Source organism: Streptomyces sp. NPDC090741 (assembly GCF_044769045.1).
Taxonomy (GTDB): domain Bacteria; phylum Actinomycetota; class Actinomycetes; order Streptomycetales; family Streptomycetaceae; genus Streptomyces.
Window position 1 is genome coordinate 109373 of sequence record NZ_JBIVXF010000003.1, and the last position, 26156, is coordinate 135528.

Below are 26156 nucleotides of genomic sequence, written 5' to 3' on the forward strand. Positions count from 1 at the left end.
TCAGGCGATCCTTATGGCCTTTGAGCCGACTCAGACGATTCAGACGGTTCAGATGTTGCGGAAGCGGTTGATCGCCTCGAGGTGCGTCGCACGCAGCTCGTGGTCGCGCACGCCCAGGCCCTCCTCGGGGGCCAGCGCCAGGACGCCGACCTTGCCCTGGTGGAGATTGCGGTGGACGTCGTACGCGGCCTGGCCGGTCTCCTCCAGGGAGTAGACCTTGGACAGCGTGGGGTGGATCTTGCCCTTGGCGATCAGGCGGTTGGCCTCCCACGCCTCGCGGTAGTTGGCGAAGTGCGAGCCGATGATCCGCTTGAGCGACATCCACAGGTAGCGGTTGTCGTACTCGTGCATGTAGCCCGAGGTGGAGGCGCAGGTGGTGATGGTGCCGCCCTTGCGCGTGACGTAGACGCTCGCGCCGAAGGTCTCCCGGCCGGGGTGCTCGAAGACGATGTCGATGTCCTCGCCGCCGGTCAGCTCGCGGATGCGCTTGCCGAAGCGCTTCCACTCCTTGGGGTCCTGGGTGTGCTCGTCCTTCCAGAACTTGTAGCCCTCGGCGCTGCGGTCGATGATCGCGGTCGCGCCCATCGCGCGGCAGATGTCCGCCTTCTGCGCGCTGGAGACCACGCAGATCGGGTTGGCGCCGCCGGCCAGCGCGAACTGGGTGGCGTACGAGCCGAGTCCGCCGCTGGCGCCCCAGATCAGGACGTTGTCGCCCTGCTTCATGCCGGCGCCGTTGCGGGAGACCAGCTGGCGGTAGGCGGTGGAGTTGACCAGGCCGGGGGAGGCGGCCTCCTCCCAGCTCAGGTGGCCGGGCTTCGGCATCAGCTGGTTGGACTTGACGAGGGCGATCTCCGCCAGCCCGCCGAAGTTGGTCTCGAAGCCCCAGATGCGCTGCTCGGGGTCGAGCATCGTGTCGTTGTGGCCGTCCGAGGACTCCAGCTCGACCGAGAGGCAGTGCGCGACGACCTCGTCGCCCGGCTTCCAGGAGTTGACGCCCGGGCCGGTGCGCAGCACGACGCCCGCGAGGTCGGAGCCGATGACGTGGTACGGGAGGTCGTGGCGCTTGCTCAGGTCGCTGAGCTTGCCGTAACGCTCCAGGAAGTTGAAGGTCGACACCGGCTCGAAGATCGACGTCCAGACCGAGTTGTAGTTGACCGACGAGGCCATGACGGCCACCAGGGCCTCGCCCGGGCCGAGCTCCGGCACCGGGACCTGGTCGAGGTGCAGGGACTTGCGCGGGTCCTTCTCACGGGTGGTGAGCCCCGCGAACATCTCCGCCTCGTCCTTGTGCACGGTGATCGCGCGGTACGAGTCGGGGAGCGGCAGGGCCGCGAAGTCGGCGGCCGTAGCGGCCTGCGACTGGATCGCGTCCAGGATGTCCTTCACGGTGTGCCTCCGGCGAGCGCTGAGGGTGCGCTGAGGGATACGCGGGTGCGTGGATCGGGTGTGGTGTGGGTGGTGCTGTGGTGCTGCGAATGCCGTCGGTCCGGCGGAGCTGTGGTGCTGGCGCGACGCCCGTGGTGGGGCGTGCGTGCGGCCTGGTGACGCAGGCATCCGGGGCGCGGTTCGTGCCGAGTGGGCGTGGACCGCGGGGACATCCGGACGAGATTCAACGTATGGCACCCCGTGTCACTCAGCAAGGCACCGCGTGCCAAAACTTTCTCTCATTTGCCTATTGACCTGCGCAGATGAGCGATGATCGATCAGAGTTACCGGTGAGTAGGGGCAAGTCGGACAAACGAAAGCGGCCGCCCCCGGAACGGGAGCGGCCGCTGTGACGTGCGTGACTACTGCTTGTTTCTCAGCGCTTCTTCGATGGTCCGCATGACCTCGTCGAGCGGGGCGTCCGTACGGGCCACCGCCACCAGCACCTCGCCCTGCGTGCGGACCTCCGCCGGCGCGGCCGGGGCCGGCGCGGTGCCCAGGGTGCGGCCCGCGCCGATCCCCGTGCCGAAGGTCTTCCGTACGATCGAGAAGGCGTGGTCCAGCTGCGCCTCCACGTCCCCCTGGCCCCCCGCCCGCAGCCAGCGCCGCAGCACGTGGTTGTGGGCCGTCACCACCGCCGAGGCGGCCACCTCCGCCAGCAGCGGGTCGTCATTGCCGTCGTGGTGGTCGGTCTCGTCGAAATGGGCCAGCAGATAGCGCGTGAACAGCCGCTCGTACCGGGCCACCGAGGCGATCTCCCGCTCCCGCAGCGCCGGCACCTCGCGGGTCAGCCGGTAGCGCTCCACCGACACCGCCGGTGACGCGGCGTACATCTTCATGACTTCCTTGATCCCGCGGCACACCGTGTCGAGCGGGTGCTCGTGCGCCGGGGCCACGTCCAGCACCGCCTCGGCCCTGGTCAGGGTGTCGTCGTGGTCCGGGAAGATCGCCTCTTCCTTGGACCGGAAGTGCCGGAAGAAGGTCCGGCGCGCCACCCCCGCGGTCGCGGCGATCTCGTCGACCGTCGTCGCCTCGTACCCCTTGGTCGCAAACAGCTCCATGGCGGCGGCGGCGAGCTCGCGGCGCATCTTGAGACGCTGGGCGGCCGCCTTGGTGCCGGCCGGGCTCTCCGTGCTGTCGGAGGCCGTGGCGGCGCGGGACGAGGTCTTGGCGGGCTGGGACATAGAGCGAAAGTACTTCATTTGCGCGGGGGAGCGCGCCTGAGGGGGGTGGTGCGGGGGTGGATGCGGGGGAGGGCCGGCACTGGGCACACAGTGCTCGTCGGGAGGGTTCGCCTGCCGTGAGGGTGCGGCAGGCCCGAGCAACCCTCCCCACGCATCCGGCTCTGGGGGCACCTGGCCGGGGCGCTGGTTACCGGCGGGCGTACTCACGGAATCCGCGGCCGGTCTTGCGGCCCAGGCAGCCCGCCGCCACCAGATGCTCCAGCAGCGGGGACGGGGCCAGGCCGGGGTCGCGGAACTCCTTGTGGAGCACCTTCTCGATCGCCAGGGAGACGTCCAGGCCGACGACGTCGAGGAGCTCGAAGGGCCCCATCGGGTAGCCGCCGCCCAGCTTCATCGCCGCGTCGATGTCGTCGAGGCTCGCGTAGTGCTGCTCGACCATCTTTACGGCGTTGTTCAAGTACGGGAACAGCAGCGCGTTCACGATGAAGCCGGCCCGGTCCCCGCAGTCCACCGGGTGCTTGCGCACCTTGACGCAGATCTCGCGGACCGTGGCGTGCACGTCGTCGGAGGTCAGGACGGTCCGGACCACCTCGACCAGCTTCATCGCCGGAGCCGGGTTGAAGAAGTGCATGCCGATCACGTCCTGCGGACGCGAGGTCGCACGGGCGATCGCGATCACCGGCAGCGAGGAGGTCGTGGTGGCCAGCACCGCGCCCGGCCTGCAGATCTTGTCGAGGGCCCCGAACAGCTCCTGCTTGACCGCCAGGTCCTCGGCGACGGCCTCCACGGCCAGGTCCACGTCGGCGAAGGCGTCCAGCGAGCCGGCCGGGGTGATCCGGCCCAGCGTCTGCGCCGCGTTCTCCTCGGTCAGCTTGCCCTTGGACACCGCACGGCCCAAGGACTTGCCGATCGCCGCCTTCGCGGCGTCCGCCTTTTCCTGGCTGCGGGCGGCGAGCACCACCGCGAAGCCGGCCTGCGCGAAGACCTGCGCGATACCGCTCGCCATGGTGCCCGAGCCGGCCACGCCGACCTTCGTGACCGGGCGGCCCTCGCCGAGCCGGGCCCCGTCCAGCGGGGTCTGCGCGTCCCGGACGACCGCGGAGCCGCCCGGCTCCCCGTACGTGTAGAAGCCGCGCCCGGACTTCTGCCCGGTCAGGCCGGCCTCGGCGAGGTGGCCCAGGATCGGTGCGGGGGCGTGCAGCCGGTCGCCGGAGGAGGCGTACATGGCCTCCAGGACGGTCCGGGCGGTGTCCACGCCGATCAGGTCGAGCAGGGCGAGCGGGCCCATGGGCAGACCGCAGCCGAGCCGCATCGCCGCGTCGATGTCCTCGCGGGAGGCGTACTTCGACTCGTACATCGCGGCGGCCTGGTTGAGGTACCCGAAGAGCAGGCCGTCCGCGACGAAGCCGGGGCGGTCGCCGACGGAGACGGGCTCCTTGCCGAGCTCGCGGGCCAGCGCGGTGACCGCCGCGACGGCCGGCGGGGCGGTGAGGACGCTGGAGACCACCTCGACCAGCTTCATCGCGGGGGCCGGGTTGAAGAAGTGCAGGCCGAGGACGCGCTCGGGGCGCTGCGACTCGGCTGCGAGCCGGGTCACCGAGAGGGCGTTGGTGCCGGTGGCCAGGATCGTGTCGGGGCGGACGATCGCGTCGAGCTCGCGGAAGAGGCGCTGCTTGAGCTCGTAGCTCTCCGGGACGACCTCGATGACGAGGTCGGCGTCGGCGGCTGCGGTCAGCTCGGTGAAGGTGCGGAAGCGGGCGAGCACGCCCTCCCGCTCCTGCTCGGTGAGGCGCTCGCGGGCCACCGAGCGGGCCGTGGCGGCCGCGAGGGCGGCGGTGGCCCGGCGGGTGGCGGCGTCGCTGATGTCGATGCCGATGACCTCGCGGCCGGCCTGGGCGAGGACCTCGGCGATGCCGGTGCCCATGGTGCCGAGGCCGATGACGGCGATGGTCTGGAAGGCGGACTGGCCGGTGGACTGACTGGACGTGGACGGAAGGTCCATCGCGGGACTCCAGTGGAAGAGGGTGACGACTGAGGGCGCCGCACGGCGCACGACGCGCGGCGGGAGATCCGGCCCGTGAGGAAGCACGGGGCGGAGAACGGCGGACCCTGTCCCGGGGCCGTGCCGTACACGAAAGGCAGCAGAGGTAGCTGATGCACGTGAGTCGTGGGAGCTACCGAACCGACTGATACGGGGCGGCTGCGTCACCAGGCCGGCCTCGTACGTTGAAAGGAGCGTAACCCGCGGGTAACTGCCGCGCCAGAGCGCGGAGATGTGACCTGTACCGCCCAAATGTACCGATCATCGATCATCGATCAGCCATCTGCGGAAACCCGGCGTGGCGGCGGCCGCGCCGCCCTAGGGTGGCCGGGTGAACGACGTGCTGGAGCGCCTGCGAACGGAAGCCGGGCAGTCGGGGGAGTCCGGGGAGTCCGGCGCGTCCGGGGAGTCCTCTCGGTACGAGGAACTGCTCGCGGCGGACCCCGACGCGCTGGCCGCCTCCCTGACCTCCGCGGGCCTGCCCCTGTGGGCCCGCGAACTGGCCGCGTACCGCCTCGGCCTGGCCGGCGACCGGCGGGCCTTCGAGCCGCTGGTGCTGCTCCTCAACCACCGGGACCCGCCGCGCTGCGCGGCCGCCGCCGAGGCGCTCGCCGCCCTGGGGGACCCGCGCACCGCCCGCGCGGCGGCGGCCCTGGCCACCAACACCCTGCGCACGGCCTACGCCCTGCAGCCCGTACGGCTCCTCACGACCCTGCGCGCCCCCGAATCGGCGCCGGTCCTGATGGCCACGCTGTCCCGGCTGCTGTCCCCGCACGAGCCGTACTGGCGGGTGGCCCTGGCGTGCGTCGAGGGCCTCGGCGCCCTCGCCGACCCGCGCGCCCGCGAGGTCCTCACCCGCGCCCAGTCCCACCCCCGCCTCGCGGTGGCGGCAACGGCGGCCCTGCGCAAACTACGCAGACCGCGCTGACCGCGCTGACCGCGCTGACCTGCTCAGCCGGAGGCCGAGGCCTTCCCGCCCGGTGTGTGGGCGGCCACGGGCTCGCGGCCCGCGGCGTCCTCCGGCTGCCGGCCCAGGACCACATCGGGCGCGGCGGCCGCAGCGGGCTCGGCGCCCGGGCGGCGGCGGTCCGCCGCCCGCTGGACCCGCTTGCCCAGGCGCTGCGCCGGCAGCTCGACCAGGCGGTACATCAGGTGGCTCGCGGCCAGCAGCACGGTGAGGAAGATCGCCGTCCAGGCGATCTTCCCGAGCGTCGACTCCGGCATCGGCGGAACCCCCAGCGGCGGGCCGACCGTGCGCAGCAGCGGGAAGTGCAGCAGGTACATCGAGAAGCTGATCGCGCCGAGCCAGGTCAGCGGCTTCGGGAAGCGCCGCCCCCGCAGCAGGAAGCAGACGCCGAACAGGACCCAGGCCGCGAGGTACGAGAGCGACCAGGCCTGCCAGCCCGAGGTCCAGGTGCTCTCCTGGACCCCGTTCCGGTTGTACAGCCACCCGACGAGCACGCCCGCGGTGACCACGAACCCGCAGGTGAGCAGAGCCGGGACCCGGCCGAGCCCGCCGTGCTGCGCCCGGTACACGGCGGTGCCGGCGAACATGGTCGCGAAGATCGTCAAGGTTTCGAACGCGACGGCCCGGCTGTTCAGCGTGATCAGCACCAGGCCGAGTCCGCCGAGCAGCAGTGCCCCCGCCGCGGTCGCCTTCCGGTTGCCGCTGAGCACGCCCCAGAAGCCCACGAGGACGATCGGCGTGACGATCAGCAGGAGCAGCCGGACCGAGCCGAGCCCCGTCAGCAGCAGCTGGGGGGCGAGGGCCGTGCCGATCGCCAGTGCGGCGCCGGCGAAGGCCACCGCGATCGGGGCGCTGTGCCGGTGCAGGCCCCGGGTGAACAGGGCGGTGACGAAGAAGTAGAAGACCATCTCGTAGCAGAGCGTCCAGGTGACGTTCATGCCGTTGGTGACGCCCAGCATGTCCTGGAGCATCAGGCCGTTCGCGACCAGCGAGGCGAGGTTGTCGCCGGTGCGCAGCAGCGCGACCGAGCCGTCTCCGGCCGGGAGCATCATGATCGCGGCGACGAAGGCGGCGATGACGGCCGGGTAGATCCGGAAGAGCCGGCCGATCCAGAAGGCGCGGACGTCGCCCCGGCGCTCCAGGGAGGCCGGGATGATGTAACCGCTGACGATGAAGAAGAGCATGACCCCGAACACGCCGAGGTCGAAGTTCCGCCAGACCGCCCCGCCGAAGGGCAGCATCCGCAGCACGTCGAAGTGGTGCAGGACCACGACCAGGGCGGCCATGCCGCGCAGTGCGTCCAGCCAGCCGAGCCGGGAGCCGGCGGCGGAGCCCGCGGCCGCGGCGGTCTTCCGTCGGGCGATCGGGGGTATCAGCTTCTTCACCGCAGGGACCCTAGCTCATGACCGTGCGTCCCGTCCCCGTTCACCGAGGTGCCGGGGACGGGGCGGGCGAAACACTGCAAACCGGCACATACGGCAGCGGTTTGCTCCTTACCCGCGGAAGCCCAGGAGGCCGTGGAGGGCCGTGCCGCCGGCGGTCGGGGGGACCGCGCGGGTGGACGTGGTCGGCTTCGGGGCCGGCGGGGCGGGGCAGGTGGCGTCCGAGGCCTGGCCCGTCCTCAGGTACGCCGCCACCTTCTCGTCCAGGCACTTGTTGCCGCTGAGCGCGACCCCGTGGTTGCCGCCGCCCTCCTCGACCACCAGCGCCGAGCCCTTCAGCTTCCCCTTCATGCTCAGCGCACCCTCGAACGGGGTGGCGGCGTCCTCCGTCGCCTGGAGCAGCAGGGCCGGCGGCAGGCCGGCATTGCTCACGTCCGGCGCCGCCAGCGGCTCCGTCCGCCAGAACGCGCACGGGGCGTTGTACCAGGCGTTGTTCCAGGTCATGAACGGAGCCTTCGCGTGGGTGCGCCACATGTCCGCACGCCACTGGTTCCAGTCCTTCGGCCAGGCCGAGTCCCGGCACTGGACCGCCGTGTACACGCTGTAGCCGTTGCTCGCGGACGGCTCCACCGCCCCGAACCGCTCGTACGCCGCCACCAGCGGCTTCGGGTCCTTCGCCACCTCGTACGCCGAGAAGGCCTCGGCGAGGACCGGCCAGTAGCCGTCGTAGTAGCCGCCCGGCATGTACGTGTCCTCCAGCTCCGCCGGGCCCACCTTGCCGCCCGCCGGGGCCCTGTGCAGGGCGTCGCGCATCGCGTACCAGCGCTCCTCGACCCCCGCCGGGTCGGTGCCCAGCCCGTACTTCTCGTCGTACTGGGCCACCCAGGCCAGGAAGGACTTGTGCCGGGCGTCGAACGCCTGGTCCTGCGCGAGGTTGTCCTCGTACCAGACCCCGCCCGGGTCGACCACGGAGTCCAGGACCAGGCGGTGCACCCGGTCCGGGTGGAGTTTGGCGTACACCGCGCCCAGGTAGGTCCCGTACGAGTAGCCGAAGTAGCTGAGCTTCGCCGCGCCCAGGGCCCCGCGCAGCACCTCGATGTCGCGGGCGGCCGAGACGGTGCCGATGTACGGGAGCACGTCCGCGTGCTTGGTCTGGCAGGACTCGGCGAAGGACTTCACCCGGTCCAGGTTGGCCTGCTCGGTCTGCGCGTCGAGCGGTACGGAGTCCGGGCGTACGGGGGTGAAGTGGCCCGGCCCGCAATCCAGGGTGGGCTCGCTCTTGCCGACGCCGCGGGGGTCGAAGCCGATCACGTCGTACTGGGCGGCCACGTCCTTCGGCAGCGCGGACGCGATGAACCCGGCCAGGGCCCGGCCGCTGCCGCCGGGGCCGCCGGGGTTGACCAGGAGCGGGCCCTGCGAGGTGGCGGCGGTGTGCGGGACCCTGGTCAGGGCCAGGGAGATCTGCCGCCCGGCCGGGTGGTCGTGGTCGAGCGGGACCTTGAGGGAGGCGCACTGCAGCGTCGGATAGCGCGGGGTCGCACAGCCGGTCCAGCGCAGCGCGGCGGGCGCGGCGACCGGCGCGGCGGCCGCCGGCACGGCGCCCGCCGGGCTCGTGACGACGGCGGCCACGGTCGCGGTGGCGACCGACAGCAGGACGGCGGCGCGCTTCGTCAGTGGGCCGCGCTTCTTCGCAGGGTGCAGCATGGGGCCTCCCAGCCGAGGGTTCTGGGCGGAATCGTCCCGGAAACCGTGCCCGGAAGGCGGGATTGGGCCGCTGATTGGCCCGATGTGATGAGCCTTCAGGGGCCGTACGAGGTCACAGGAGGCTGAGCTGGACCGGATCGGCGGGCGCGGCCCCGGCCGGGCGTCCGGGGGCGGGGATCGCGCGGGCCGCGCCCCGCCGGGAGGGCCCGATGCCGAATTCGGCGGCGAGTTCGTGGACTTGCCGGGTGATCTGGCGCTGGTACCAGGTGGGTGCGTACGAGCCGCCCGCGTACATCCGCTCGTACCGTTCGACGAGATGGGGGTGGTGGGCCCCCAGCCACGCCGTGAACCACTCGCGGGCGCCCGGCCGCAGATGGAGTACCAGGGGTGTCACGGAGGTCGCCCCGGACCCGGCGACGGCCCGGACGGTGGCCCGCAGCTGCTCGGGAGAGTCCCCGAGGAAGGGGATCACCGGGGCCATCAGCACCCCGCACTCGATCCCGGCGTCGGTGAGGGCGCGTACGGCTCCCAGCCGGGCGGCGGGGGAGGGCGTGCCGGGCTCGACGGTCCGCCACAGGGCGGTGTCGGTGAAGCCGACGGAGACGGAGATGCCGACCTCGGCCACCTCGGCGGCCCGCCGCAGGAGCGGGAGGTCGCGCAGGATCAGCGTCCCCTTGGTCAGGATGGAGAAGGGGTTGGCCCGCTCGAGCAGGGCCTCGATGATTCCGGGCATCAGCCGGTAGCGGCCCTCGGCGCGCTGGTAGCAGTCGACGTTGGTGCCCATGGCGACGTGCGCGCCGGTCCAGCGGCTCGACGCGAGTTCGCGGCGCAGCAGCTCGGGGGCGTTGGTCTTGACGACGATCTGCGAGTCGAAGCCGATCCCCGTGTCGAGGTCGAGGTAGCTGTGGGTCTTGCGGGCGAAGCAGTACACGCAGGCGTGGCTGCAGCCGCGGTACGGGTTGACCGTCCACTCGAACGGCATGCGCGAGGCTCCGGGCACCCGGTTGAGGACGGAGCGGGCGCGGACCTCGTGGAAGGTGATCCCGCGGAACTCGGGGGTGTCGAAGGTCCGCGTGACGACGGAGGCGGCGCCGAAGAGCGCTCCCGCCGCATCGGGGGCTCCGGGCCCGCCCGTCAGATTTTCCCAGCGCATGAGCGCCTCCCTCGGTGTCTCGGCCCCGAGAATAGAACAAATGTTCCCATGATCGTGCGGGCGGCCGGCCGGGAGGAGTCCGCCGCCGGGCAGAGCGCCGGGACGCCCGCCCGCGCTGCCGCGTCCGGCCCGGATTTGGGCGCTTGCCCCGGAGGTGGTTGGCTTGCCGCGACGACGGACACAACTGCTGGAGGAACAGCTATGGCGCAGGTCGAGGCCACCACGGAGCGGATCATCGCGGCCGACGCGGAGACCGTGTTCGACGCGCTGGCGGATTACACCGGGACCCGGGGGAAGCTGCTGCCCGAGCACTTCAGCGAGTACGAGGTGCGCGAGGGCGGCGACGGCGAGGGCACCCTCGTCCACTGGAAGCTCCAGGCCACCAGCAAGCGCGTACGCGACTGCCTGCTGGAGGTCACCGAGCCGACCGACGGCCAGCTCGTGGAGAAGGACCGCAACTCCACCATGGTCACCACCTGGGTCGTCACCCCGGCCGGCGAGGGCAAGTCCAAGGCCGTGGTCACCACCGTCTGGAACGGCGCCGGCGGCATCGGCGGCTTCTTCGAGCGCACCTTCGCCCCCAAGGGCCTCGGCCGTATCTACGACACCCTGCTGGCCAACCTGGCCGCCGAAGTCGAGGGCTGAGCAAGGCGGTTGCCATGCGGCGGCATCGCCGCCGGCGCCGGGCGGCTCACCGGTTCGGGTGGATTTCCCGGCCGATGTGAGCCCCCGGCCCTGGCGTGCCCCCGGCCCGGAGCGGGGCCCACGAGGCTAGGCTGGAACTCTGCGCGCGAGCAGCGTGGAGGCCTGCGCGGACGTCCTCGTCCGTGTCGGCCGCCCTGCGAGGACGCGCCGTGCGCAGCCGACCGCCCGGGGGGCCCGATGAAAATCCTCGTCTCCGCCGACATGGAAGGCGCCACGGGCGTCACCTGGCCCGCCGACGTCCTGCCCGGCACCCCCCAGTGGGAGCGCTGCCGCCCCATGTTCACCTCCGACGTGAACGCGGCCGTCCTCGGCTTCCTCGACGGCGGCGCCGACCAGGTCCTCATCAACGAGGCCCACTGGACCATGCGGAACCTGCTGCTCGAACAGCTCGACGAGCGGGCCGAGATGCTCACCGGCCGCCACAAGTCCCTCTCCATGGTCGAGGGCGTCCAGCACGGCGACGTCGACGGCGTCGCGTTCGTCGGCTACCACACCGGCGCCGGCTCCGAGGGAGTCCTCGCCCACACCTACCTCGCCAACTCCATCACCGGCGTCTGGCTGAACGGGACCCGCGCGAGCGAGGGGCTGCTGAACGCGCACGTCGTCGCCGAGTACGGAGTGCCCGTCATCCTCGTCACCGGCGACGACCTGACCTGCGCCGACGCCGACGGCTACGCGCCGGACGCGCTGAAGGTCGCCGTCAAGGACCACGTCTCCCGCTACGCCGCCGTCTGCCGCACTCCGGCCCGTACCGCCGCCGACATCCGGGCCGCCGCCAAGGAGGCCGCGGCCCTCGCCGTGCGCAGGGATCCCGTGCGCGGCGGCCCGTACACCGTGGAGCTGGAGTTCGACGCCGCGCACCTGGCGATGGCCGCCACCGTCGTCCCGGGCGCCGAACGCTTCGGGGAACGCAGGGTCGCGTACACCAGCGAGACGATGTACGAGGGGATCCGGACCTTCAAGGCGGTCACGACGGTCGTCTCGGCAGCCGTGGAGGAGCAGTATGGCTGACATGCCCGCAGTCACCCAGGAGTCCCCGGCCGACCAGCAGTCCCCGGTCGACCAGGTCGCGCTCGACGAAGCCGTCGCGTTCACCTCCGGCCTGATCCGCATCGACACCACGAACCGGGGCGGCGGCGACTGCCGCGAGCGCCCCGCCGCCGAGTACGTCGCCGAGCGGCTCGCGGCGGCCGGCCTGGAGCCGGTCCTGCTGGAGCGCACGCCCGGCCGCACCAACGTGGTGGCCCGGATCGAGGGCACCGACCCCGGCGCCGAGGCCCTCCTCGTCCACGGCCACCTCGACGTGGTGCCCGCCGAGGCCGCCGACTGGAGCGTGGACCCCTTCTCCGGGGAGATCCGCGACGGGGTGGTCTGGGGCCGCGGCGCCGTCGACATGAAGAACATGGACGCGATGGTGCTGGCCGTCGTACGGGCCTGGGCGCGGGCCGGTGTCAAGCCCCGCCGGGACATCGTGATCGCCTACACCGCGGACGAGGAGGACAGCGCGGTCGACGGCTCCGGATTCCTCGCCGACCAGTACGCGCACCTCTTCGAGGGCTGTACGGAGGGCCTGAGCGAATCCGGCGCCTTCACCGTGCACAACGGCCCCGGCCAGGCCCTCTACCCGATCGCCGCCGGTGAACGCGGCACCGCCTGGCTGAAGTTGACCGCCCACGGCACGGCGGGCCACGGCTCCAAGCCCAACCGGGCCAATGCCGTCAGCCGGCTCGCCGGCGCCGTGGCCCGGATCGGCGAGTACCGCTGGCCCGTGCGGCTCACCGGCACGGTGGCCGCCTGCATCACCGGGCTCGCGGCTCTCCAGGGCCTGTCGGTCGACCCCGGCGCCCGCGGCTTCGACCTCGACGCGGTCCTCGGCAAGCTCGGTCCGGCCGGTCTCCTCGTCGAGGCGACCGTGCGCAACAGCACCAACCCGACCATGTTCAGCGCCGGTTACAAGCTCAACGTCATCCCGGGCACGGCCACCGCGTACGTGGACGGCCGGATGCTGCCCGGCACCGAGGCGGAGTTCATCGCCACCCTCGACGAGCTCACCGGCCCCGACGTCACCTGGGAGTTCCACCACCGGGAGGTGGCCCTCGAAGCCCCCGTGGACGGGCGGGCGTTCGGGATCCTGCGCGAGTCCGTGGAGCGCTTCGACCCCGACGGGCACGTCGTGCCCTTCTGCATGGCGGGCGGCACCGACGCCAAGCAGTTCTCCCGGCTCGGGATCACCGGATACGGCTTCTCCCCGCTGAAGCTGCCGCCCGGCTTCGACTACTGGTCCCTCTTCCACGGCGTGGACGAGCGGGTCCCCGTCGACGCCCTGCACTTCGGCGTACGCGTCCTCGACCACGCCCTGCGGACCCTGTGATGGGTGACCCTGTGATGGTGAGCCGGTGATGGCGGTGCCGACCGGGGCCTACGGCAGCTGGCCCTCGCCCCTGGACGCGGCCGCCGCCGCCTCGCTCGACGGGCGCCCCGAGTACGTGGGCACCGTCGGCCCCGAGGTGTGGTGGACCGCGCCCCGCCCGGCCGAGGGCGGCCGCCGCACCCTGGTGCGCCGGCCCGCCGACGGTGGCCCCGAGGCCTCGGTGCTGCCGGCCCCGTGGAACGTCCGCAGCCGGGTCACCGAGTACGGCGGCCGACCCTGGGCGGGCACCGAACGGCCTTCGGGCGGGCCCCTGTTGGTGTTCGTCCACTTCGCCGACCAGCGGATGTACGCGTACGAGCCCGACGCGCCCGACGGCGGCTGCGCCCCGCGGCCCCTGACCCCCGTCTCCGCGGTCGGAGGCGGACTGCGCTGGGCGGATCCCGTTCTGCGCGACGGCGAAGTCTGGTGCGTGCTGGAGGAGTTCACCGGGCCGGCGCCGACCGACGTACGCCGGGTGCTGGCCGCCGTACCGCTGGACGGCTCGGCCGCCGAGGACCGGTCGCTCGTACGCGAACTCACCGACGACCGGCACCGGTTCACCACCGGGCCCCGGCTGTCCCCCGACGGACTGCAGGCGGCCTGGCTGGTGTGGGACCACCCCCGGATGCCGTGGGACGGCACCGAGGTACGGCTCGCCGAGATCAAGCCCGACGGGACGCTGACCGGGGCCCGCACCGTACTCGGCGGACCCGAGGAGTCCGTGGCCCAGGTGGAGTGGACCTCGGGCGGGGACCTCCTCGCGGTGAGCGACCGCAGCGGCTGGTGGAACCCGTACCGGGTGGATCCCGCGACCGGCGAGGCCGTCAACCTCTGCCCGCGCGAAGAGGAGTTCGGCGGCCCCCTGTGGAAACCCGGGCTGAGCTGGCTGGCCCCGCTCCCCGGGGGCACCTCCCATGCCGAGGGCCCCGGGGGAGGGCTCGTCGCCGTCCTGCACGGCCAGGGCTCCTCCGTGCTCGGTGTCCTCGACCCGGAGAGCGGCGATCTGGTGGACGCCGCCGGACCGTGGACGGCCTGGCAGCCGAGCCTCGCCGCGTACGGCAACCGCGTCTACGGGGTCGCGGCCAGCCCGCGCAGCGCCTACGAGGTCGTGGAGCTCGACGTCGACAGCGGGCACGCACGGGTGGTCGGCGCGGCCGGGGTGGACCCGGTGGACCCCTCGTACTACCCCGAACCGCAGAGCCGGACCTTCCTCGGCCCCGGCGGGCGGGAGATCCACGCCCACATCTACCCGCCGCACCACCCCGCGCGCCGGGCCCCCGCCGACGAGCTGCCCCCGTACGTGGTGTGGGCGCACGGCGGCCCCACCGACCACGTACCGCCCGTTCTCGACCTGCACATCGCGTACTTCACCTCGCGCGGCATCGGTGTGGCCGAAGTGAATTACGGCGGCTCCAGCGGCTACGGGCGCGCCTACCGGGAGCGGCTGCGCGAGCAGTGGGGCGTCGTCGACGTGGAGGACTGCGCGGCGGTCGCCCGGGCCCTGGCCGCCGAGGGCACCGCGGACCGGGCCCGGCTCGCGATCCGCGGCGGCAGCGCGGGCGGCTGGACGGCGGCGGCCTCGCTGGCGGCCACCGACCTGTACGCCTGCGGGACGGTCATCTACCCCGTGCTGGACCTGCTGGGCTTCGCGGAGGAGACCCACGACCTGGAGTCCCACTACATCGACGGCCTGGCCGGACCCCCGCAGACCCTGGCCGTACGGTGCCGCGAACGCTCGCCGCTGGCCCGGGCCGGGCGGATCACCGCACCCTTCGTACTGCTGCAGGGACTTCAGGACCCGGTCTGCCCGCCGGCCCAGGCGGAGCGGTTCCTGGCCGCGCTGCGGGGGCGGCCGGTACCGCACGCGTACGTCGCCTTCGAGGGCGAGGGCCACGGGTTCCGGCGGGCGGAGACCATGATCCGTGCGCTGGAGGCGGAACTCTCCCTGTACGCCCAGGTGTTCGGCATCGAGCGGACGGACGTCCCGCGCCTGGTCCTGGAGCCGAGCCCGGCCGCCGCCACCGAAGAGCCCTAGCCGGTCGGGAGGTTGAGCCCGGTGTAGATCTGGTTGAGCACGGTGGGCAGCAGGGCCTGGGCGGTGGTGCGGCCGTCCGGGGACAGGGTCAGGTTCGTCCAGATCACGAGCGTGACGTCGTTGGCCGGGTCGTGGCCGATGAAGGAGTTGAAGCCCGGGAGTTCGCCGCCGTGGTAATACATCGAGGAGTTCGGGCCGAAGCGCTGGTAGGTGATGCCGTAGCCGTACTTTTGCCCGTTGTGCGCGGCCGGGTCCTCGGCCTGCGGGCCGCGGAACCACTGCTGTTGGGATGCGGGGTCCAGAACCTTGCCCGTCACCAGGGACCGGATCCAGGTGGCCAGGTCGTCGGCGGTGGAGACGGCCCCGCCGGCGGCGGTGGCGTAGGAGGGGTTCTGCCGGGTGTAGTCGACGGGCCGGAGCTTCCCCGACTGCGCCGCCTCGCGCATCGCGGCGGGGTACGGGTCGTCGGCCAGGGCGTAGACCGAACCGCCGTACATGTAGCCGTGCGCGGCGGGCTCGGGCAGGGACCGGTCGTCGGCGGCCGGCAGCAGCGTCCCCTTCATCCCCAGCGGGGTGAACAGCCGGTCCCGGAACTGCTGGGCCAGGGGCCGGCCGCCGGCCTTCTCGGCGACCAGGCCCAACAGGGTGTAATTGGTGTTGGAGTACTCGTAGGACGCGTCGGGCGCGAAGTTCGGGGGGTGCCGGAAGGCGATGGCCAGGGCCTGCTGCGGGGTCCAGGCCTTGCCGGGGTCGGCGTCCAGCGTCGCCGCGAGTTCGGGTGCGGCGGTGTAGTCGTAGAGCCCGCTGCGCATCTTCAGCAGTTCGGCCAGGGTGATGTGCGCGCCGTTCGGCACCCCAGGGACGTACGCGGAAACCGGGTCGTTCAGCCGGAGCTTGCCGTCCTGGGCGAGGAGCATGATCAGCGCTGCCGTCATGGTCTTGGTGTTGGAGGCGATCCGGAAATGGTCGTTCGTGCCCGGCGGTCTGGCCTTGCCCAGCTCCGACGTGCCGACGACGGCCCGGTAGGTGCCCTGCGGGGTGCGCAGCAGCACCACCGCGCCGGGCACCATCAGCTTCTTCGCCGCGCGCTCGACGGTGGCCTGGAAGGCGGCCGGCTCGATCGGCTTCAGGGGCGGCGGGATACGGGTGGGGGCGGGAGCGGTCATCGTCGCCGCGGGAGCGGGTGTGGGCGACGGGTCGGCACGTGCCGTGGCGGCGGCCGCCGCGCCGGGCGCAATGCCGCCCCCTGCGATCAGGAGGGCGACGCAGGGCGCCAGCAAGACCGTACGCCGACGTGTTCGGGAGGTCCTCATGCACTCACCCCAGCCCGATTTGGGTAGAAACACCCAATTTTAACAGCGAGGCCGGGGGCGGGCCGCGCCGGCCCGCCCCCGGCCTCCCGCCGGGCCGCCCTACGCCGTGTGCAGCCAGACGCGGAGCGGGCCCAGCGGGGTGAAACCGTGGCGGAGGGCCGTGTCCAGGTCGGCCCCGGACTCGTAGCCGACGACCGGGAGGCCGGGCCAGAGGTCCGCGACCGCGGCGCGGGCGCCCGCCCAGGCCTCGTCGTCGGGGGTGCCGTCCGCAGTGAAGACGTTGGAGAGGCCCACGACCGAGCCCGTACGGTTGGCGGCGGCTCCGGCCAGGATGCGCCCGTCGGCCGCCCGTCCGGCGAGGAAGGCGATCTCCGGCGTGAGCAGCCCCGGGTGGAACAGGCCGGTGCTCTCCCCGCCGCCCCACGCCGCCTCCCAGGCGGCCAGCTCCCCGGCGTCGGCGACGCGGGCCCAGGCCAGGGCATGGGAGGCCGCGGCCGCGGCCGATGAAGCCGCAGCCGACGCCGCCGGAGCCGGCCCGTCCCCCGGCCGGTGGATCCACTCGGCGCCGAACAGCACCTCGAAGCCCGCCGGAGCCAGATCCAGCACGGCGAAGCTGTCCTTGACCGAGCAGCCGGGGGACTCGGTGTCCATTGCGGCCAGCAGTGCGTCCGCCGAGGCCTCCCGGGTCAGGGTCACGCCGTCGGGGTAGTACATCGGGGTGCGGCGCGCGCTGGTCCACGCGTCGGCCGCGAACGTGCCGCCGCCGCTGACCGCCGCGCACCACTCGGCGTTGTTGTGTACCGCCGCGCGCAGCAGTTCTTCGGTGTTCAGGTCGATGATCACGCGGAGAAGGGTGCCACAGCTCGTAGCCTGGGCGGATGTCATTTTCCGCGTACCTCCGCGAGGGGGAGCACGTCGGGCTGCGGCCCTTCCGGCTCGCCGACGGCCCCGAGTTCACCGCACGCGTGCACGAGAGCCGCCACCTCCACCACCCCTGGCTGTCCCCACCGGCGACGACCGAGGAGTACGAGGCGTACGCGACCCCGCTCATCGAGGGCGCCGGCCGGGTGGGATTCCTGGTCTGCGAGCGCGAGACCGGGGCCATCGCGGGCTTCGTCAACATCAACAACATCGTCTACGGGGCCTTCGACTGCGGTGCGCTCGGCTACGGAGCCTTCGCGCACGCCGCCGGGCGGGGCCTGTTCCGCGAGGCGCTGGGGCTCGTCGTGGCGCAGGCCTTCGCCCCCGGGGACGAGGGCGGCCTGGGGCTGCACCGGCTGGAGGCCAACATCCAGCCGGGCAACGCGGCCTCCCTCGCGCTGGTCCGCGGGGCCGGGTTCCGGCAGGAGGGGTTCTCGCCGGACTTCCTCTTCGTCGACGGCGCCTGGCGCGACCACGAACGCTGGGCGATCACCGCCGGCATGCCCGGCGCGTAGCGCTCCGGCCAGGGCTTTGCGTAATCCTGACCGGTGGTGATCCGCGGAACCCCTGTGCACCGGCCGCCCCGGCGTGTTCCATTTCCTGCATGGCCACCACCGTCCGCCGCGCCGTTCTGACCCTGCCCGCAGCCCCGTTGGGCCCCGAGAACCCCCTGCCCGTACTGCGCGCTCCCGCCGACGCGCACACGCTGGACGACCGCTCGCGCGAGGGACTGCCCCGCGACATGGCCCGGCAGATCGGGTACGAGACGCTGCGCTCGCTGCTGCCCGTACGACTGCGGGACGGGTACCAACGGCGCAGGCAGGAACGCGAGTTCGAAGCTGTCGTCATCGAGAACGCACACCTGCGGGTCACCGTGCTGCCCGCGCTCGGCGGTCGCGTCCACTCACTCGTGCACGTGCCCACCGGCCGTGAGCTCCTCTACCGCAACCCGGTGTTCCAGCCCGCCAACTTCGCCCTCAACGGCGCCTGGTTCTCGGGCGGCATCGAGTGGAACATCGGCGCCACCGGCCACACCGCCCTCTCCTGCGCCCCGCTGCACGCCGCGCTCGTACCGGCGCCCGACGGGGGCGTGATGGTGCGGCTCTGGGAGTGGGAGCGGCTGCGCGACCTGCCGTTCCAGGTGGACCTGTGGCTGCCGCAGGACTCGGAGTTCCTGTACGTCGGCGTCCGCGTCCGCAATCCGCACGAACGGGCCGTCCCCGTGTACTGGTGGTCCAACATCGCCGTCCCGGAGGACCCCGGCACCCGCGTGCTCGCCCCCGCCGACGAGGCCTGGCACTTCGGGTACGAGCGCGCGCTGCGCCGGATCCCCGTACCGCGGTGGGAGGACGAGGACCGTACGTACCCGCTGCGCAGCGAGTACCCGGCCGACTTCTTCTACGAGGTCCCGGACGGGGCCCGGCCGTGGATCGCCTCGCTGGACGCCGAGGGGCGCGGGCTCGTCCAGACCTCCACGGGCCGGCTGCGCGGACGCAAGCTGTTCGTCTGGGGCTCGGGGGAGGGCGGCCGGCGCTGGCAGGAGTGGCTGACCGAACCCGGCACCGGCGGCTACGCCGAGATCCAGGCCGGCCTCGCCCGGACCCAGCTGGAGCACGTACGGCTGGAGGCCGGGGCGGAGTTCAGCTGGCTGGAGGCGTACGGACCGCTGGCCGCGGACCCGGGAGCGGTGCACGGCCCCGACTGGGCGTCGGCCCGGTCCGCCGCGGAGACGGCCCTGGCGGGCGCCCTGCCCCCGGAGCGGGTCGAGGAGGCGTACGAGGCGTGGCGCGGGTCCGCCGACACCGAGCCCGGGGAGCGGCTGGCGGCGGGCTCGGGGTGGGGCGCGCTGGAGGTGCTGTGCGGCGGCCACAAGCTGCCCGGCACCCCCTTCCCGGAATCGGGGCTCGGCGAGGCCCAGGCGCCCTGGCTGGAACTGTGGCGCACCGGAGTCTTCCCCGCCCCCCGGCGGGTGGCGCCGCCGGGGCCCAGCCTGGTCGCCCCGCACTGGCGGGACATGCTGGAGACGGCCCCGGCGGATCCGCTGACCGAGTACCACCTCGGCGTGGCCCAGTGGCGCGCGGGCGATGTGGCGCAGGCGGTGCGCAGCTGGGAGCGCGGGCTGGCGCTGGCGCCCTCGCGGTGGCCGCTGCTGCGCTGCCTGGCGGTGGCGGACGCACTGGCCGGCGACCCGGCGCGGGCGGCCCAGCGGTACGCCGAGGCCTTCGAGGACCTGGCCGAGGAGAGCCGCGGCGGCGAGCCGTGGACGGCCGCGGAGTCGGCGCTGGGGCGGGAGGCGATGACGACGCTGCTGGCGGCCGACCGTCTCCCGGCGGCGCGGGCGGTGTGGGACCGGCTGCGGCCGGCGCTCCGCGAGGAGGGCCGGTTCCGCCTGCTGGCCGCGCGGCTGCTGGCGGCGGAGGGTCATGTGGGCGCGGCCCGCCGGGTGTTCGAGGACGGCTTCGAACTCCCGGACCTGCGCGAGGGCGACGAGATCCTGTCGGAGGTCTGGTCCCGCATAACGCACCGGCCGCTCCCCGCGTCGTACAACTTCCGCATGCGCCCGCCGACGTAGGGCCGCCCGGGGTCCGAGCGGCGGGGTCCGAGCCGCGGGGTCCGAGCCGCGGGGTCCGAGCGGCGGGGCCCGAGCCGCCGGGCCGGGCCCGGCTCAGGCCCGGGCCAGGATTTCGCCGTTCAGGACCGAGAACCAGGCGTCCGGGGATGCGCCCCAGCGGTGCCAGGCCTGGCCGATGGCGGTCAGGTCGGCCGGGGTGGCGTGGCCGGCGTCCGTCGCGAGGGACGCGTACGCCGAGGCCGTCGTGCGGTCCGCCCACAGGGAGGACCACCACAAGGTCTCCTCCGCGGTGGCGTAGCACCAGGCCGTCGCCGACGAGGCCACCTCCGTGAACCCCGCCGCCCTCGCCCACGACAGCAGGCGGCGTCCGGCGTCCGGTTCGCCGCCGTTCGCGCGGGCCACCCGGCGGTACAGGCCCAGCCACTCGTCCAGGCCCGGCTCGGCCGGGTACCAGGTCATCGCCGCGTAGTCGGCGTCCCGGGCGGCCACGATCCCGCCCGGCCGGCACACCCGCCGCATCTCGCGCAGGGCCTGGACCGGGTCGCCGACGTGCTGGAGCACCTGGTGGGCGTGGACCACGTCGAAGGAGTCGTCCGGGAAGTCCAGCGCGTGGACGTCCGCGGTGGCGAAGGTGACCGCGTCGGCCGGCCCGCGCTCCCGCACGTACTCCGCGGCCTGCTCCAGGACGTCCCGCGCCGCGTCGACCGCCGTGACCCGGCCGCCCGGCGCGACCAGTTCCGCCAGGTCAGCCGTGATGGTCCCCGGACCGCAGCCCACGTCCAGGACCGACATCCCCGGCCGCAGCTCGCCGATCAGGTACGCCGCCGAGTTCGCGGCGGTGCGCCAGCGGTGCGAGCGCAGTACGGATTCGTGGTGCCCGTGCGTGTAGACGGCGGTTTCCTTCGTCTCCCCGGTGCTCATGAGCCGACTCCTCCTCGTCGCTGAAGCGTTGTGATCACCGTAGAGGATCAGTTCGGTGGATGAGATATGCGTTTTGACATGTGGACACCATCCTTGTGTGGCAAGGGGAGCGGCCATGTCGGTGGCAGTGGGAGGGAGGCGCGAGGACAGTGGGCTCCAGAGATCCGGCCCCCTGGCAGAGGACGGTGAGAGCCATGCCGGACACGCTGCTCGAACAGCACGCCGAGGCCCTGCGGCTCTTCGGAGAGAGGGTGCGCGCCGTAGAGGACGGCCAATGGGGCGACCCCACCCCCTGTACGGAATGGACCGTCCGCGACCTGGTCAACCACGTCACCGGCGAACAGCTCTGGATCCCGCCGATGGTCACCGACGGGCGCACCGTCGAGGAGATCGGCGACGCGCTCTCCGGCGACGTGCTCGGCGAGGACCCGGCCGGCGCCTGGGAGCGGGCGTCGAGCGCCGCGCACGCCGCGTTCACCGCGCCCGGGGCGCTGGACCGCACGGTCAGGCTCTCGTACGGGCCCGCGCTGGGCCGGGCGTACTGCGCGGAACTGACCGCCGACTGCGTCGTGCACGCCTGGGACCTCTCGCGGGGCATCGGCGCCGACGACCGGCTCCCGGACGGGCTGGTCGAGTTCGCCCTCAAGGAGGTCATGCCGTACGCCGACGGGCTCGCGGCCAGCGGCTTGTTCGCCGCGCCCCTGGACGTGCCGGCGGGCGCGAACGCCCAGACCCGGCTGCTGGCCCTGGTGGGCAGGCAGGGCTGAGCCCTCCGCCGCCCGCCGGGGACGACAACAGGCGTACCCCCGTGAATCGCCGTATAAAGGGCATGGCTGATCGGGTCGGCGGTAGGCGTACGGAACGGGGAAGGCGGGGCGAGGTGTCCGGGATGCAGCGCACGGCGGAGGGCCGCGGTCCGGTCCGCTACGGGCCGCCCGCGCCCCAGCCCGGCCTGCCCGTGCTCCCCGAGCTCACCGCCGTGATCGCCGCGGCCGCCGAGCGGTCCGCCCCCGAACCCCCGGGCGGCGGCGAGCCCGTGCGCGAGGCCGCCTGCCGGCACTGGGGGCGGCGCGGCCTGCCCACCGCGCCGGAGAACGTGGCCGCCGGGCCCGGCGCGCCCGCCCTGCTGCTGGCGCTGCTCGGCGCGTACGGGGGCGATGTGATGCTGCCCCGGCCCTGTCCCGCATGGTGGACCCCGCAGGTCCGACTGCTGGGACGGCGGGCCTACCACGTGCCGACCCCGGCCGAGTGCGGCGGTATCCCGGACCCGTACGCCCTGCTGGAGACCGTACGGAGGGTGCGCGCCGAGGGCGGCGACCCGCGCGTGCTGCTGCTGTCGGTGGCCGACGACCCGACGGCGACCGTGCCCCCGCCCGAGATGCTGCGCGAGGCCTGCGAGGCCGCCGGGGACGCCGGATTGTTCGTCGTCAGCGACGAGAGCTGGCGCGACACCGTCCACCGGCCGCACGACACCCTCGTCCTGAGCCCGGCCGAGATGCTGCCCGACCAGGCCGCCGTACTCCTCGACCTGTCCGGAGCGCTGCTGCCCGCCGGGTGGCCGGCGGCCGTGGTCCGCTTCCCTGGCACCCCGCGCGGCACCTGGCTGCGGGCCCGCACCCTCGACATCCTCACCGCGACCGGGGCCATGGTCGCGGGGCCGGTCGCCGGGGCCGCGGCGTACGCGCTCGACGAACCGGACGCCGTCGCCGGGCGCGCCTACGCCGCGGCGACGCTGCACGGGGTGGTCGCCGCCGCGGCCCACCGTGAGCTGCTGGCCGTGGGCGCGCTCGCCCGTCCGCCGCAGGCCGGGCGCCACCTGTACGCCGACCTGACCCCGCTGCGCGCCGGGCTGGCCCGGCAGGGGGTCCGCGACGCGATGGAACTGGAGGACTACCTGGGCGGCCGGCTCGGCGCGCCCACCCCGGGCGGGCAGCGCTTCGCCGACGAGCTGGGCGCGCTGCGGGTCCGCCTGTCGACGGGCCCGCTGCTCGGCGCCACCCCGGAGGAGCGGCTCGCCGCGCTCACCGCGCGCGACCCCCTCGGCCTCCCGCACGTACGGGGCTCCCTGGACCTCCTCGGATCGGTCCTGGCCGCACTGAGCTCCTGACTTCCCGGCTTCCCGGCTTCCCGAATTCCCGGCTCCCCGGCCTCCCGGCCTCCCGGCTTCCTGACCTCCTGCCCTGTCCTGCACTTCCGCCCGACGCGACGAGCCCGCTGTGCGGTGAACGGAGAGCTCTTGATGAGGGATCAGACGGAAACCCCCGCACCCCCGGGCCCCGCACCCCCGGGCCTCGCGCCCGCCGACCTCGCCCACGCCGACCTCGCCCACGCCGCCCTGCCCGCTGCGGTCCGCCCGGGCACCGGCCGGCGCCGAGCAGCGCCGCGGCCGTTGGGGGAGGTACGCAGCTGGCCGCGCTCCTTCGCCGATCGGCTGACCACGCCGCTGCCCGGGGTGCGGGCCTTTGCCCGCCTCGCGCGCGAGGGCGCGTTCCGGCCCGGCCCCGACGGGCTGCGCGGCATCCCCGACCTCCCGTACGCCCCCGCCCCGCTGCCCGCGGCCGGCCCCGGGACGCTCTGCGCCACCTGGGCGGGCCACGCCAGCTGGGTGCTGCGGATCGGCGGGCTGACCGTACTGACCGACCCCGTCTGGTCACGGCGCATCCTCGGCACCCCGGCGCGGATGACCCCGGTCGGCGTGTGCTGGGAGGAACTGCCGCCGGTGGACGCGGTGGTGATCAGCCACAACCACTACGACCACCTCGACGCCCCCACCCTCAAGCGGCTGCCCCGGCACACCCCGCTCTTCGTCCCGGCCGGCTTGGCCCGCTGGTGCCGGCGCCGCGGCTTCAGCCGGGTCACCGAGCTCGACTGGTGGGAGTGCGCGGAACTGGGCGGCGTACGGTTCGACTTCGTCCCGGCGCACCACTGGTCGAAGCGGTCGCTGCTCGACACGTGCCGGACGCTGTGGGGCGGATGGGTGCTGAGCGATGTGCGGTCCGCGGAGACGCCGAGGAAGGTGTACTTCGCGGGGGACACCGGGTACGGGCACTGGTTCGGGGAGATCGGGCGGCGCCATCCGGGGATCGACCTGGCGCTGCTGCCGATCGGGGCGTACGCGCCGAGGTGGTGGCTGAGGGATGTCCACGCCGATCCGGAGGAGGCCGTTCAGGCCTGCCGGGACGTGGGGGCGCGGCGGATGGCGCCGATGCACTGGGGCACGTTCGTGCTGTCGGCGGAGCCGGTGACGGAGCCGCTGGAGCGGGTCTGGGCGGCATGGGCCCGGGCCGGGCTGTCCCGGGAGGACCTCTGGGACCTCCCGATCGGCGGCTCGCGCGCGCTGCGGCCCTGCGGGTCCGCTGTCACCGGGTGATGAGCTGCTCGGTTCTCGTTGCCCGCGCGCAGCCACGCGATGTGGTCGGCGGCGGCCCGCTCGGTGTCGTATCCGGCCCGGTATCCGGTGTCCTTCACGTAGCAGAGGTCCAGTCCGTCCTCGGCGAGGGCGGGCCCTACGACGTGGGAGATGTCCGGGGCGGTGCCGTGGGCGGCGGCGCGGATGAGGGCCGGCGCGGCGAAGAACGGATCGGCGTGGCCGAGCGGGCCCCAGATCCCGGAGATGCGGTGGTTGACGATGTCGATGCCCGTGGTGTCGTGCCGGTCGTACGGTGTGGGATCCGATGAAGCCGAGACCTCCGGTAACGCGGATCACGGCCCGTCCTACTTGCTCCGCAGGCTGCCGAGCGCGTCGGGGCCGTTCTCCAGGGCGGTGGCCGCCGTCTTCCAGCCGGTGTCCCCGGGGGAGAGGGCGCTGCGCAGGAAGGCCGTGGTGAGCCGCTGGACCAGGGCGACACGCGCGGGGCTCTCGTCGGTCGTCTCGGCGACCTCGTATCCGGGGATGCCGCCGAGCGAGTGCTCCGCGCCGAAGAGGGTGAGCAGGCTCTTGTCCGCCGGGCTGTGGGTGTAGGGGTCGGTGAACCAGTCCGGTCCGCGGGTGGACAGCGCGGAGTCGTCCTCGTCGCCGGCGACGACGAGGGCCGGAGTCGTCATGGTGTCGAAGGACGGCTTCATGAAGGGCAGGTTCTCGGCGGCGAACGGGGTGAGGCTGTCTCCCAGGCCGGGCAGGGCGAGCAGTACGCCCGCCGTGACGCGGGGATCGGACATGTCCTCGCCGGGAACGCCATCGGCGTCCAGGACGCGCGCGCCGAGGAGCGTGCTGACGGTCTGGGCCCCCCAGGAGTGGCCTGCCACGGCGATGCGGCTGTGGTCGACGCGGCCGCCGAGGCCGGGTACGGCGGCCTCCAGGACGTCGAGCCCGTCCAGTACCTGCTTGAGGTCTTCGACGCGGATCCGCCAGATCCGCGGCGTACGCGGGTCCTCGTGCGGGATGCCGAGCGTCCGGGAGTCGAGGTGGGTGGGCTGGATGACCACGAAGCCCTCGGCGGCCCAGTGGTCCGCGAGCGGGGCGTAGCCGTTCATCGACCAGCCGAAGCCGTGCGAGAAGACGATGACGGGCAGATCGCTGCCGGTGGCGGGGGCGGACACGCGGATCTGGAGATCCTCACCGCGGCCGCTCGGGGCGGGCAGGACGACCGGCTTGGCGGATACCACCGTGGTGGGCGCACCCGCGGACTGCGGCGCGCTCACGGAGATCGGGTCGGACATGGAAGTGCCTTCCTTCGGGTGTCTTCGCATGCGTGGTCCGGTGTGGGCGGCCTGGCAGGCGGCACGCCGGTCTGCCATCATGGGCCGAACCGGAACCTTGCTCCGCTAACGATACGGAGCGCTGTTCCGCTTTGCAAGGTCGGCGAGGGAAGGAGTGCCGCGGTGGACGACAGCGGCCAGAACGCGGGCGGCGCAGCCGCATCCAAGCGCAAGGACGCCCGGCGCAACCAGCAGACCCTGCTGGACGCGGCGGCGGCGGTCTTCGTCACCTCGGGAGTCGAGGCGCCCGTACGGGACATCGCGGCCAAGGCCGGCGTCGGCATGGGCACGATCTACCGGCACTTCCCCACCCGGGCGGACCTCGTCATCGCCGTCTACCGCCACCAGGTCGAGGCCTGCGCCGAGGCCGGACCGGCCCTGCTGGCGGCCGGCCCCACCCCCCACGCCGCCCTCGGGCAGTGGGTGCGGCTCTTCGTCGACTTCCTGGTCACCAAGCACGGGCTCGCGGCAGCGATGCAGGCCGACAACACCGGCTTCGAGGCGCTGCACGCCTACTTCCTCGACCGCCTCCTGCCGGTCTGCACCGAACTCCTCGACGCCGCCGTCGCGGCGGGCGAGATCCGCTCCGACCTCACCGCGTACCAATTCATGCGCGGCATCGGAAACCTCTGCATCGGCGCCGAGACCGACTCCCGTTACGACGCACGCCGACTGGTCGAACTCCTCGTCGCGGGACTGCGCCAACCACGCTGACCCGGACGGCC

Annotated in this window: 21 protein-coding genes; 11 read left to right on the forward strand and 10 right to left on the reverse strand. The window is 73.4% G+C overall.

Annotated features, from left to right (window positions below; translation table 11 throughout):
* Positions 1–48: 48 nt before the first annotated feature.
* From ccrA to ACIQU4_RS10105, 3 genes are all read right to left on the reverse strand, one after another.
* A complete protein-coding gene (gene ccrA, locus ACIQU4_RS10095) occupies positions 49–1386 on the reverse strand; it encodes a crotonyl-CoA carboxylase/reductase (RefSeq protein WP_403727904.1) in 1338 nt (445 codons plus the stop codon).
* 401 nt (positions 1387–1787) lie between these two features.
* Complete coding sequence (locus tag ACIQU4_RS10100) at positions 1788–2609, reverse strand: TetR family transcriptional regulator (RefSeq protein WP_403727905.1); 822 nt, start codon at positions 2607–2609, stop codon at positions 1788–1790.
* Between the two features lie 187 nt (positions 2610–2796).
* Positions 2797–4611, reverse strand: coding sequence for a 3-hydroxyacyl-CoA dehydrogenase family protein (locus tag ACIQU4_RS10105; RefSeq protein WP_403727907.1), 1815 nt, complete (start codon positions 4609–4611; stop codon positions 2797–2799).
* A gap of 370 nt (positions 4612–4981) precedes the next feature.
* Between ACIQU4_RS10105 and ACIQU4_RS10110 the strand changes: the two genes are divergently transcribed.
* Entirely contained in the window at positions 4982–5578 is a 597-nt protein-coding gene (locus tag ACIQU4_RS10110; protein ID WP_403727909.1) for an adenylosuccinate lyase, read from the forward strand.
* A 23-nt stretch (positions 5579–5601) separates the two neighbouring features.
* On the opposite strand, the gene ACIQU4_RS10115 is transcribed toward ACIQU4_RS10110, so the two are convergent.
* The 3 genes from ACIQU4_RS10115 to ACIQU4_RS10125 form a co-directional block, all read right to left on the reverse strand.
* The gene (locus ACIQU4_RS10115; protein WP_403727911.1) at positions 5602–7002 is read right to left on the reverse strand and encodes an acyltransferase family protein; all 1401 of its coding nucleotides are present in this window, start codon (positions 7000–7002) and stop codon (positions 5602–5604) included.
* A gap of 108 nt (positions 7003–7110) precedes the next feature.
* Positions 7111–8703 carry an alpha/beta hydrolase gene (locus ACIQU4_RS10120; RefSeq protein WP_403727913.1) on the reverse strand — a complete coding sequence of 531 codons (1593 nt, stop codon included), beginning with the start codon at positions 8701–8703 and terminating at the stop codon, positions 7111–7113.
* 112 nt (positions 8704–8815) lie between these two features.
* Positions 8816–9856: an Rv2578c family radical SAM protein gene (locus ACIQU4_RS10125; protein ID WP_403727914.1), complete on the reverse strand. Its 1041-nt coding sequence runs from the start codon at positions 9854–9856 to the stop codon at positions 8816–8818.
* 201 nt (positions 9857–10057) lie between these two features.
* Here ACIQU4_RS10125 and ACIQU4_RS10130 point away from each other — a divergent pair, with 201 nt between their 5' ends.
* The 4 genes from ACIQU4_RS10130 to ACIQU4_RS10145 all read left to right on the forward strand — a co-directional run bounded on the left by ACIQU4_RS10130 (position 10058) and on the right by ACIQU4_RS10145 (position 15006).
* The gene (locus tag ACIQU4_RS10130) at positions 10058–10501 is read left to right on the forward strand and encodes an SRPBCC family protein (RefSeq protein ID WP_053689660.1); all 444 of its coding nucleotides are present in this window, start codon (positions 10058–10060) and stop codon (positions 10499–10501) included.
* Between the two features lie 237 nt (positions 10502–10738).
* Positions 10739–11572: a M55 family metallopeptidase gene (locus ACIQU4_RS10135; protein ID WP_385585889.1), complete on the forward strand. Its 834-nt coding sequence runs from the start codon at positions 10739–10741 to the stop codon at positions 11570–11572.
* Position 11573: 1 nt separating this feature from the next.
* On the forward strand, positions 11574–12932 hold the full coding sequence (locus ACIQU4_RS10140; protein WP_403727917.1) for a M20/M25/M40 family metallo-hydrolase: 1359 nt from the start codon (positions 11574–11576) through the stop codon (positions 12930–12932).
* A gap of 28 nt (positions 12933–12960) precedes the next feature.
* Entirely contained in the window at positions 12961–15006 is a 2046-nt protein-coding gene (locus tag ACIQU4_RS10145) for a prolyl oligopeptidase family serine peptidase (protein ID WP_403727919.1), read from the forward strand.
* Here the strand turns inward: ACIQU4_RS10145 and ACIQU4_RS10150 are convergent.
* Both ACIQU4_RS10150 and ACIQU4_RS10155 read right to left on the reverse strand, forming a co-directional pair.
* Entirely contained in the window at positions 15003–16319 is a 1317-nt protein-coding gene (locus ACIQU4_RS10150; protein ID WP_403727921.1) for a serine hydrolase domain-containing protein, read from the reverse strand. The genes ACIQU4_RS10145 and ACIQU4_RS10150 overlap by 4 nt on opposite strands.
* 99 nt (positions 16320–16418) lie before the next feature.
* Complete coding sequence (locus tag ACIQU4_RS10155; RefSeq protein WP_403727923.1) at positions 16419–17162, reverse strand: hypothetical protein; 744 nt, start codon at positions 17160–17162, stop codon at positions 16419–16421.
* A gap of 35 nt (positions 17163–17197) precedes the next feature.
* Between ACIQU4_RS10155 and ACIQU4_RS10160 the strand changes: the two genes are divergently transcribed.
* Both ACIQU4_RS10160 and ACIQU4_RS10165 read left to right on the forward strand, forming a co-directional pair.
* Positions 17198–17755, forward strand: a complete 558-nt coding sequence (locus ACIQU4_RS10160) for a GNAT family N-acetyltransferase (protein WP_403727925.1) — start codon at positions 17198–17200, stop codon at positions 17753–17755.
* Between the two features lie 89 nt (positions 17756–17844).
* Positions 17845–19812 (forward strand): DUF5107 domain-containing protein, encoded by a 1968-nt coding sequence (locus ACIQU4_RS10165; RefSeq protein ID WP_403727927.1) that lies wholly within the window; start codon positions 17845–17847, stop codon positions 19810–19812.
* A gap of 93 nt (positions 19813–19905) precedes the next feature.
* Here ACIQU4_RS10165 and ACIQU4_RS10170 read toward each other — a convergent pair whose 3' ends face one another.
* Positions 19906–20733, reverse strand: a complete 828-nt coding sequence (locus tag ACIQU4_RS10170) for a methyltransferase domain-containing protein (RefSeq protein ID WP_403727929.1) — start codon at positions 20731–20733, stop codon at positions 19906–19908.
* A gap of 194 nt (positions 20734–20927) precedes the next feature.
* Here ACIQU4_RS10170 and ACIQU4_RS10175 point away from each other — a divergent pair, with 194 nt between their 5' ends.
* From ACIQU4_RS10175 to ACIQU4_RS10185, 3 genes are all read left to right on the forward strand, one after another.
* A complete protein-coding gene (locus ACIQU4_RS10175) occupies positions 20928–21500 on the forward strand; it encodes a TIGR03086 family metal-binding protein (RefSeq protein WP_403727931.1) in 573 nt (190 codons plus the stop codon).
* Between the two features lie 122 nt (positions 21501–21622).
* A complete protein-coding gene (locus ACIQU4_RS10180; RefSeq protein WP_403727933.1) occupies positions 21623–22840 on the forward strand; it encodes an aminotransferase class I/II-fold pyridoxal phosphate-dependent enzyme in 1218 nt (405 codons plus the stop codon).
* A gap of 132 nt (positions 22841–22972) precedes the next feature.
* The gene (locus ACIQU4_RS10185; protein WP_403727935.1) at positions 22973–24103 is read left to right on the forward strand and encodes an MBL fold metallo-hydrolase; all 1131 of its coding nucleotides are present in this window, start codon (positions 22973–22975) and stop codon (positions 24101–24103) included.
* 344 nt (positions 24104–24447) lie between these two features.
* Here the strand turns inward: ACIQU4_RS10185 and ACIQU4_RS10190 are convergent, their stop codons facing one another.
* Entirely contained in the window at positions 24448–25392 is a 945-nt protein-coding gene (locus ACIQU4_RS10190; RefSeq protein ID WP_403727937.1) for an alpha/beta hydrolase family protein, read from the reverse strand.
* Positions 25393–25554: 162 nt separating this feature from the next.
* Here ACIQU4_RS10190 and ACIQU4_RS10195 point away from each other — a divergent pair, with 162 nt between their 5' ends.
* Entirely contained in the window at positions 25555–26145 is a 591-nt protein-coding gene (locus tag ACIQU4_RS10195; RefSeq protein WP_403727938.1) for a TetR/AcrR family transcriptional regulator, read from the forward strand.
* Positions 26146–26156: the final 11 nt, after the last annotated feature.

What these genes read in the sequence shown, in the direction of transcription:
- ACIQU4_RS10100 (WP_403727905.1), bottom strand. Translation starts at nt 2,609, where the DNA reads ATGTCCCAGCCCGCCAAGACCTCGTCCCGCGCCGCCACGGCCTCCGAC.
- ACIQU4_RS10105 (WP_403727907.1), bottom strand. Translation starts at nt 4,611, where the DNA reads ATGGACCTTCCGTCCACGTCCAGTCAGTCCACCGGCCAGTCCGCCTTC.
- ACIQU4_RS10120 (WP_403727913.1), bottom strand. Translation starts at nt 8,703, where the DNA reads ATGCTGCACCCTGCGAAGAAGCGCGGCCCACTGACGAAGCGCGCCGCC.
- ACIQU4_RS10125 (WP_403727914.1), bottom strand. Translation starts at nt 9,856, where the DNA reads ATGCGCTGGGAAAATCTGACGGGCGGGCCCGGAGCCCCCGATGCGGCG.
- ACIQU4_RS10130 (WP_053689660.1), top strand. Translation starts at nt 10,058, where the DNA reads ATGGCGCAGGTCGAGGCCACCACGGAGCGGATCATCGCGGCCGACGCG.
- ACIQU4_RS10135 (WP_385585889.1), top strand. Translation starts at nt 10,739, where the DNA reads ATGAAAATCCTCGTCTCCGCCGACATGGAAGGCGCCACGGGCGTCACC.
- ACIQU4_RS10140 (WP_403727917.1), top strand. Translation starts at nt 11,574, where the DNA reads ATGCCCGCAGTCACCCAGGAGTCCCCGGCCGACCAGCAGTCCCCGGTC.
- ACIQU4_RS10145 (WP_403727919.1), top strand. Translation starts at nt 12,961, where the DNA reads ATGGCGGTGCCGACCGGGGCCTACGGCAGCTGGCCCTCGCCCCTGGAC.
- ACIQU4_RS10150 (WP_403727921.1), bottom strand. Translation starts at nt 16,319, where the DNA reads ATGAGGACCTCCCGAACACGTCGGCGTACGGTCTTGCTGGCGCCCTGC.
- ACIQU4_RS10160 (WP_403727925.1), top strand. Translation starts at nt 17,198, where the DNA reads ATGTCATTTTCCGCGTACCTCCGCGAGGGGGAGCACGTCGGGCTGCGG.
- ACIQU4_RS10165 (WP_403727927.1), top strand. Translation starts at nt 17,845, where the DNA reads ATGGCCACCACCGTCCGCCGCGCCGTTCTGACCCTGCCCGCAGCCCCG.
- ACIQU4_RS10170 (WP_403727929.1), bottom strand. Translation starts at nt 20,733, where the DNA reads ATGAGCACCGGGGAGACGAAGGAAACCGCCGTCTACACGCACGGGCAC.
- ACIQU4_RS10175 (WP_403727931.1), top strand. Translation starts at nt 20,928, where the DNA reads ATGCCGGACACGCTGCTCGAACAGCACGCCGAGGCCCTGCGGCTCTTC.
- ACIQU4_RS10180 (WP_403727933.1), top strand. Translation starts at nt 21,623, where the DNA reads ATGCAGCGCACGGCGGAGGGCCGCGGTCCGGTCCGCTACGGGCCGCCC.
- ACIQU4_RS10185 (WP_403727935.1), top strand. Translation starts at nt 22,973, where the DNA reads ATGAGGGATCAGACGGAAACCCCCGCACCCCCGGGCCCCGCACCCCCG.
- ACIQU4_RS10190 (WP_403727937.1), bottom strand. Translation starts at nt 25,392, where the DNA reads ATGTCCGACCCGATCTCCGTGAGCGCGCCGCAGTCCGCGGGTGCGCCC.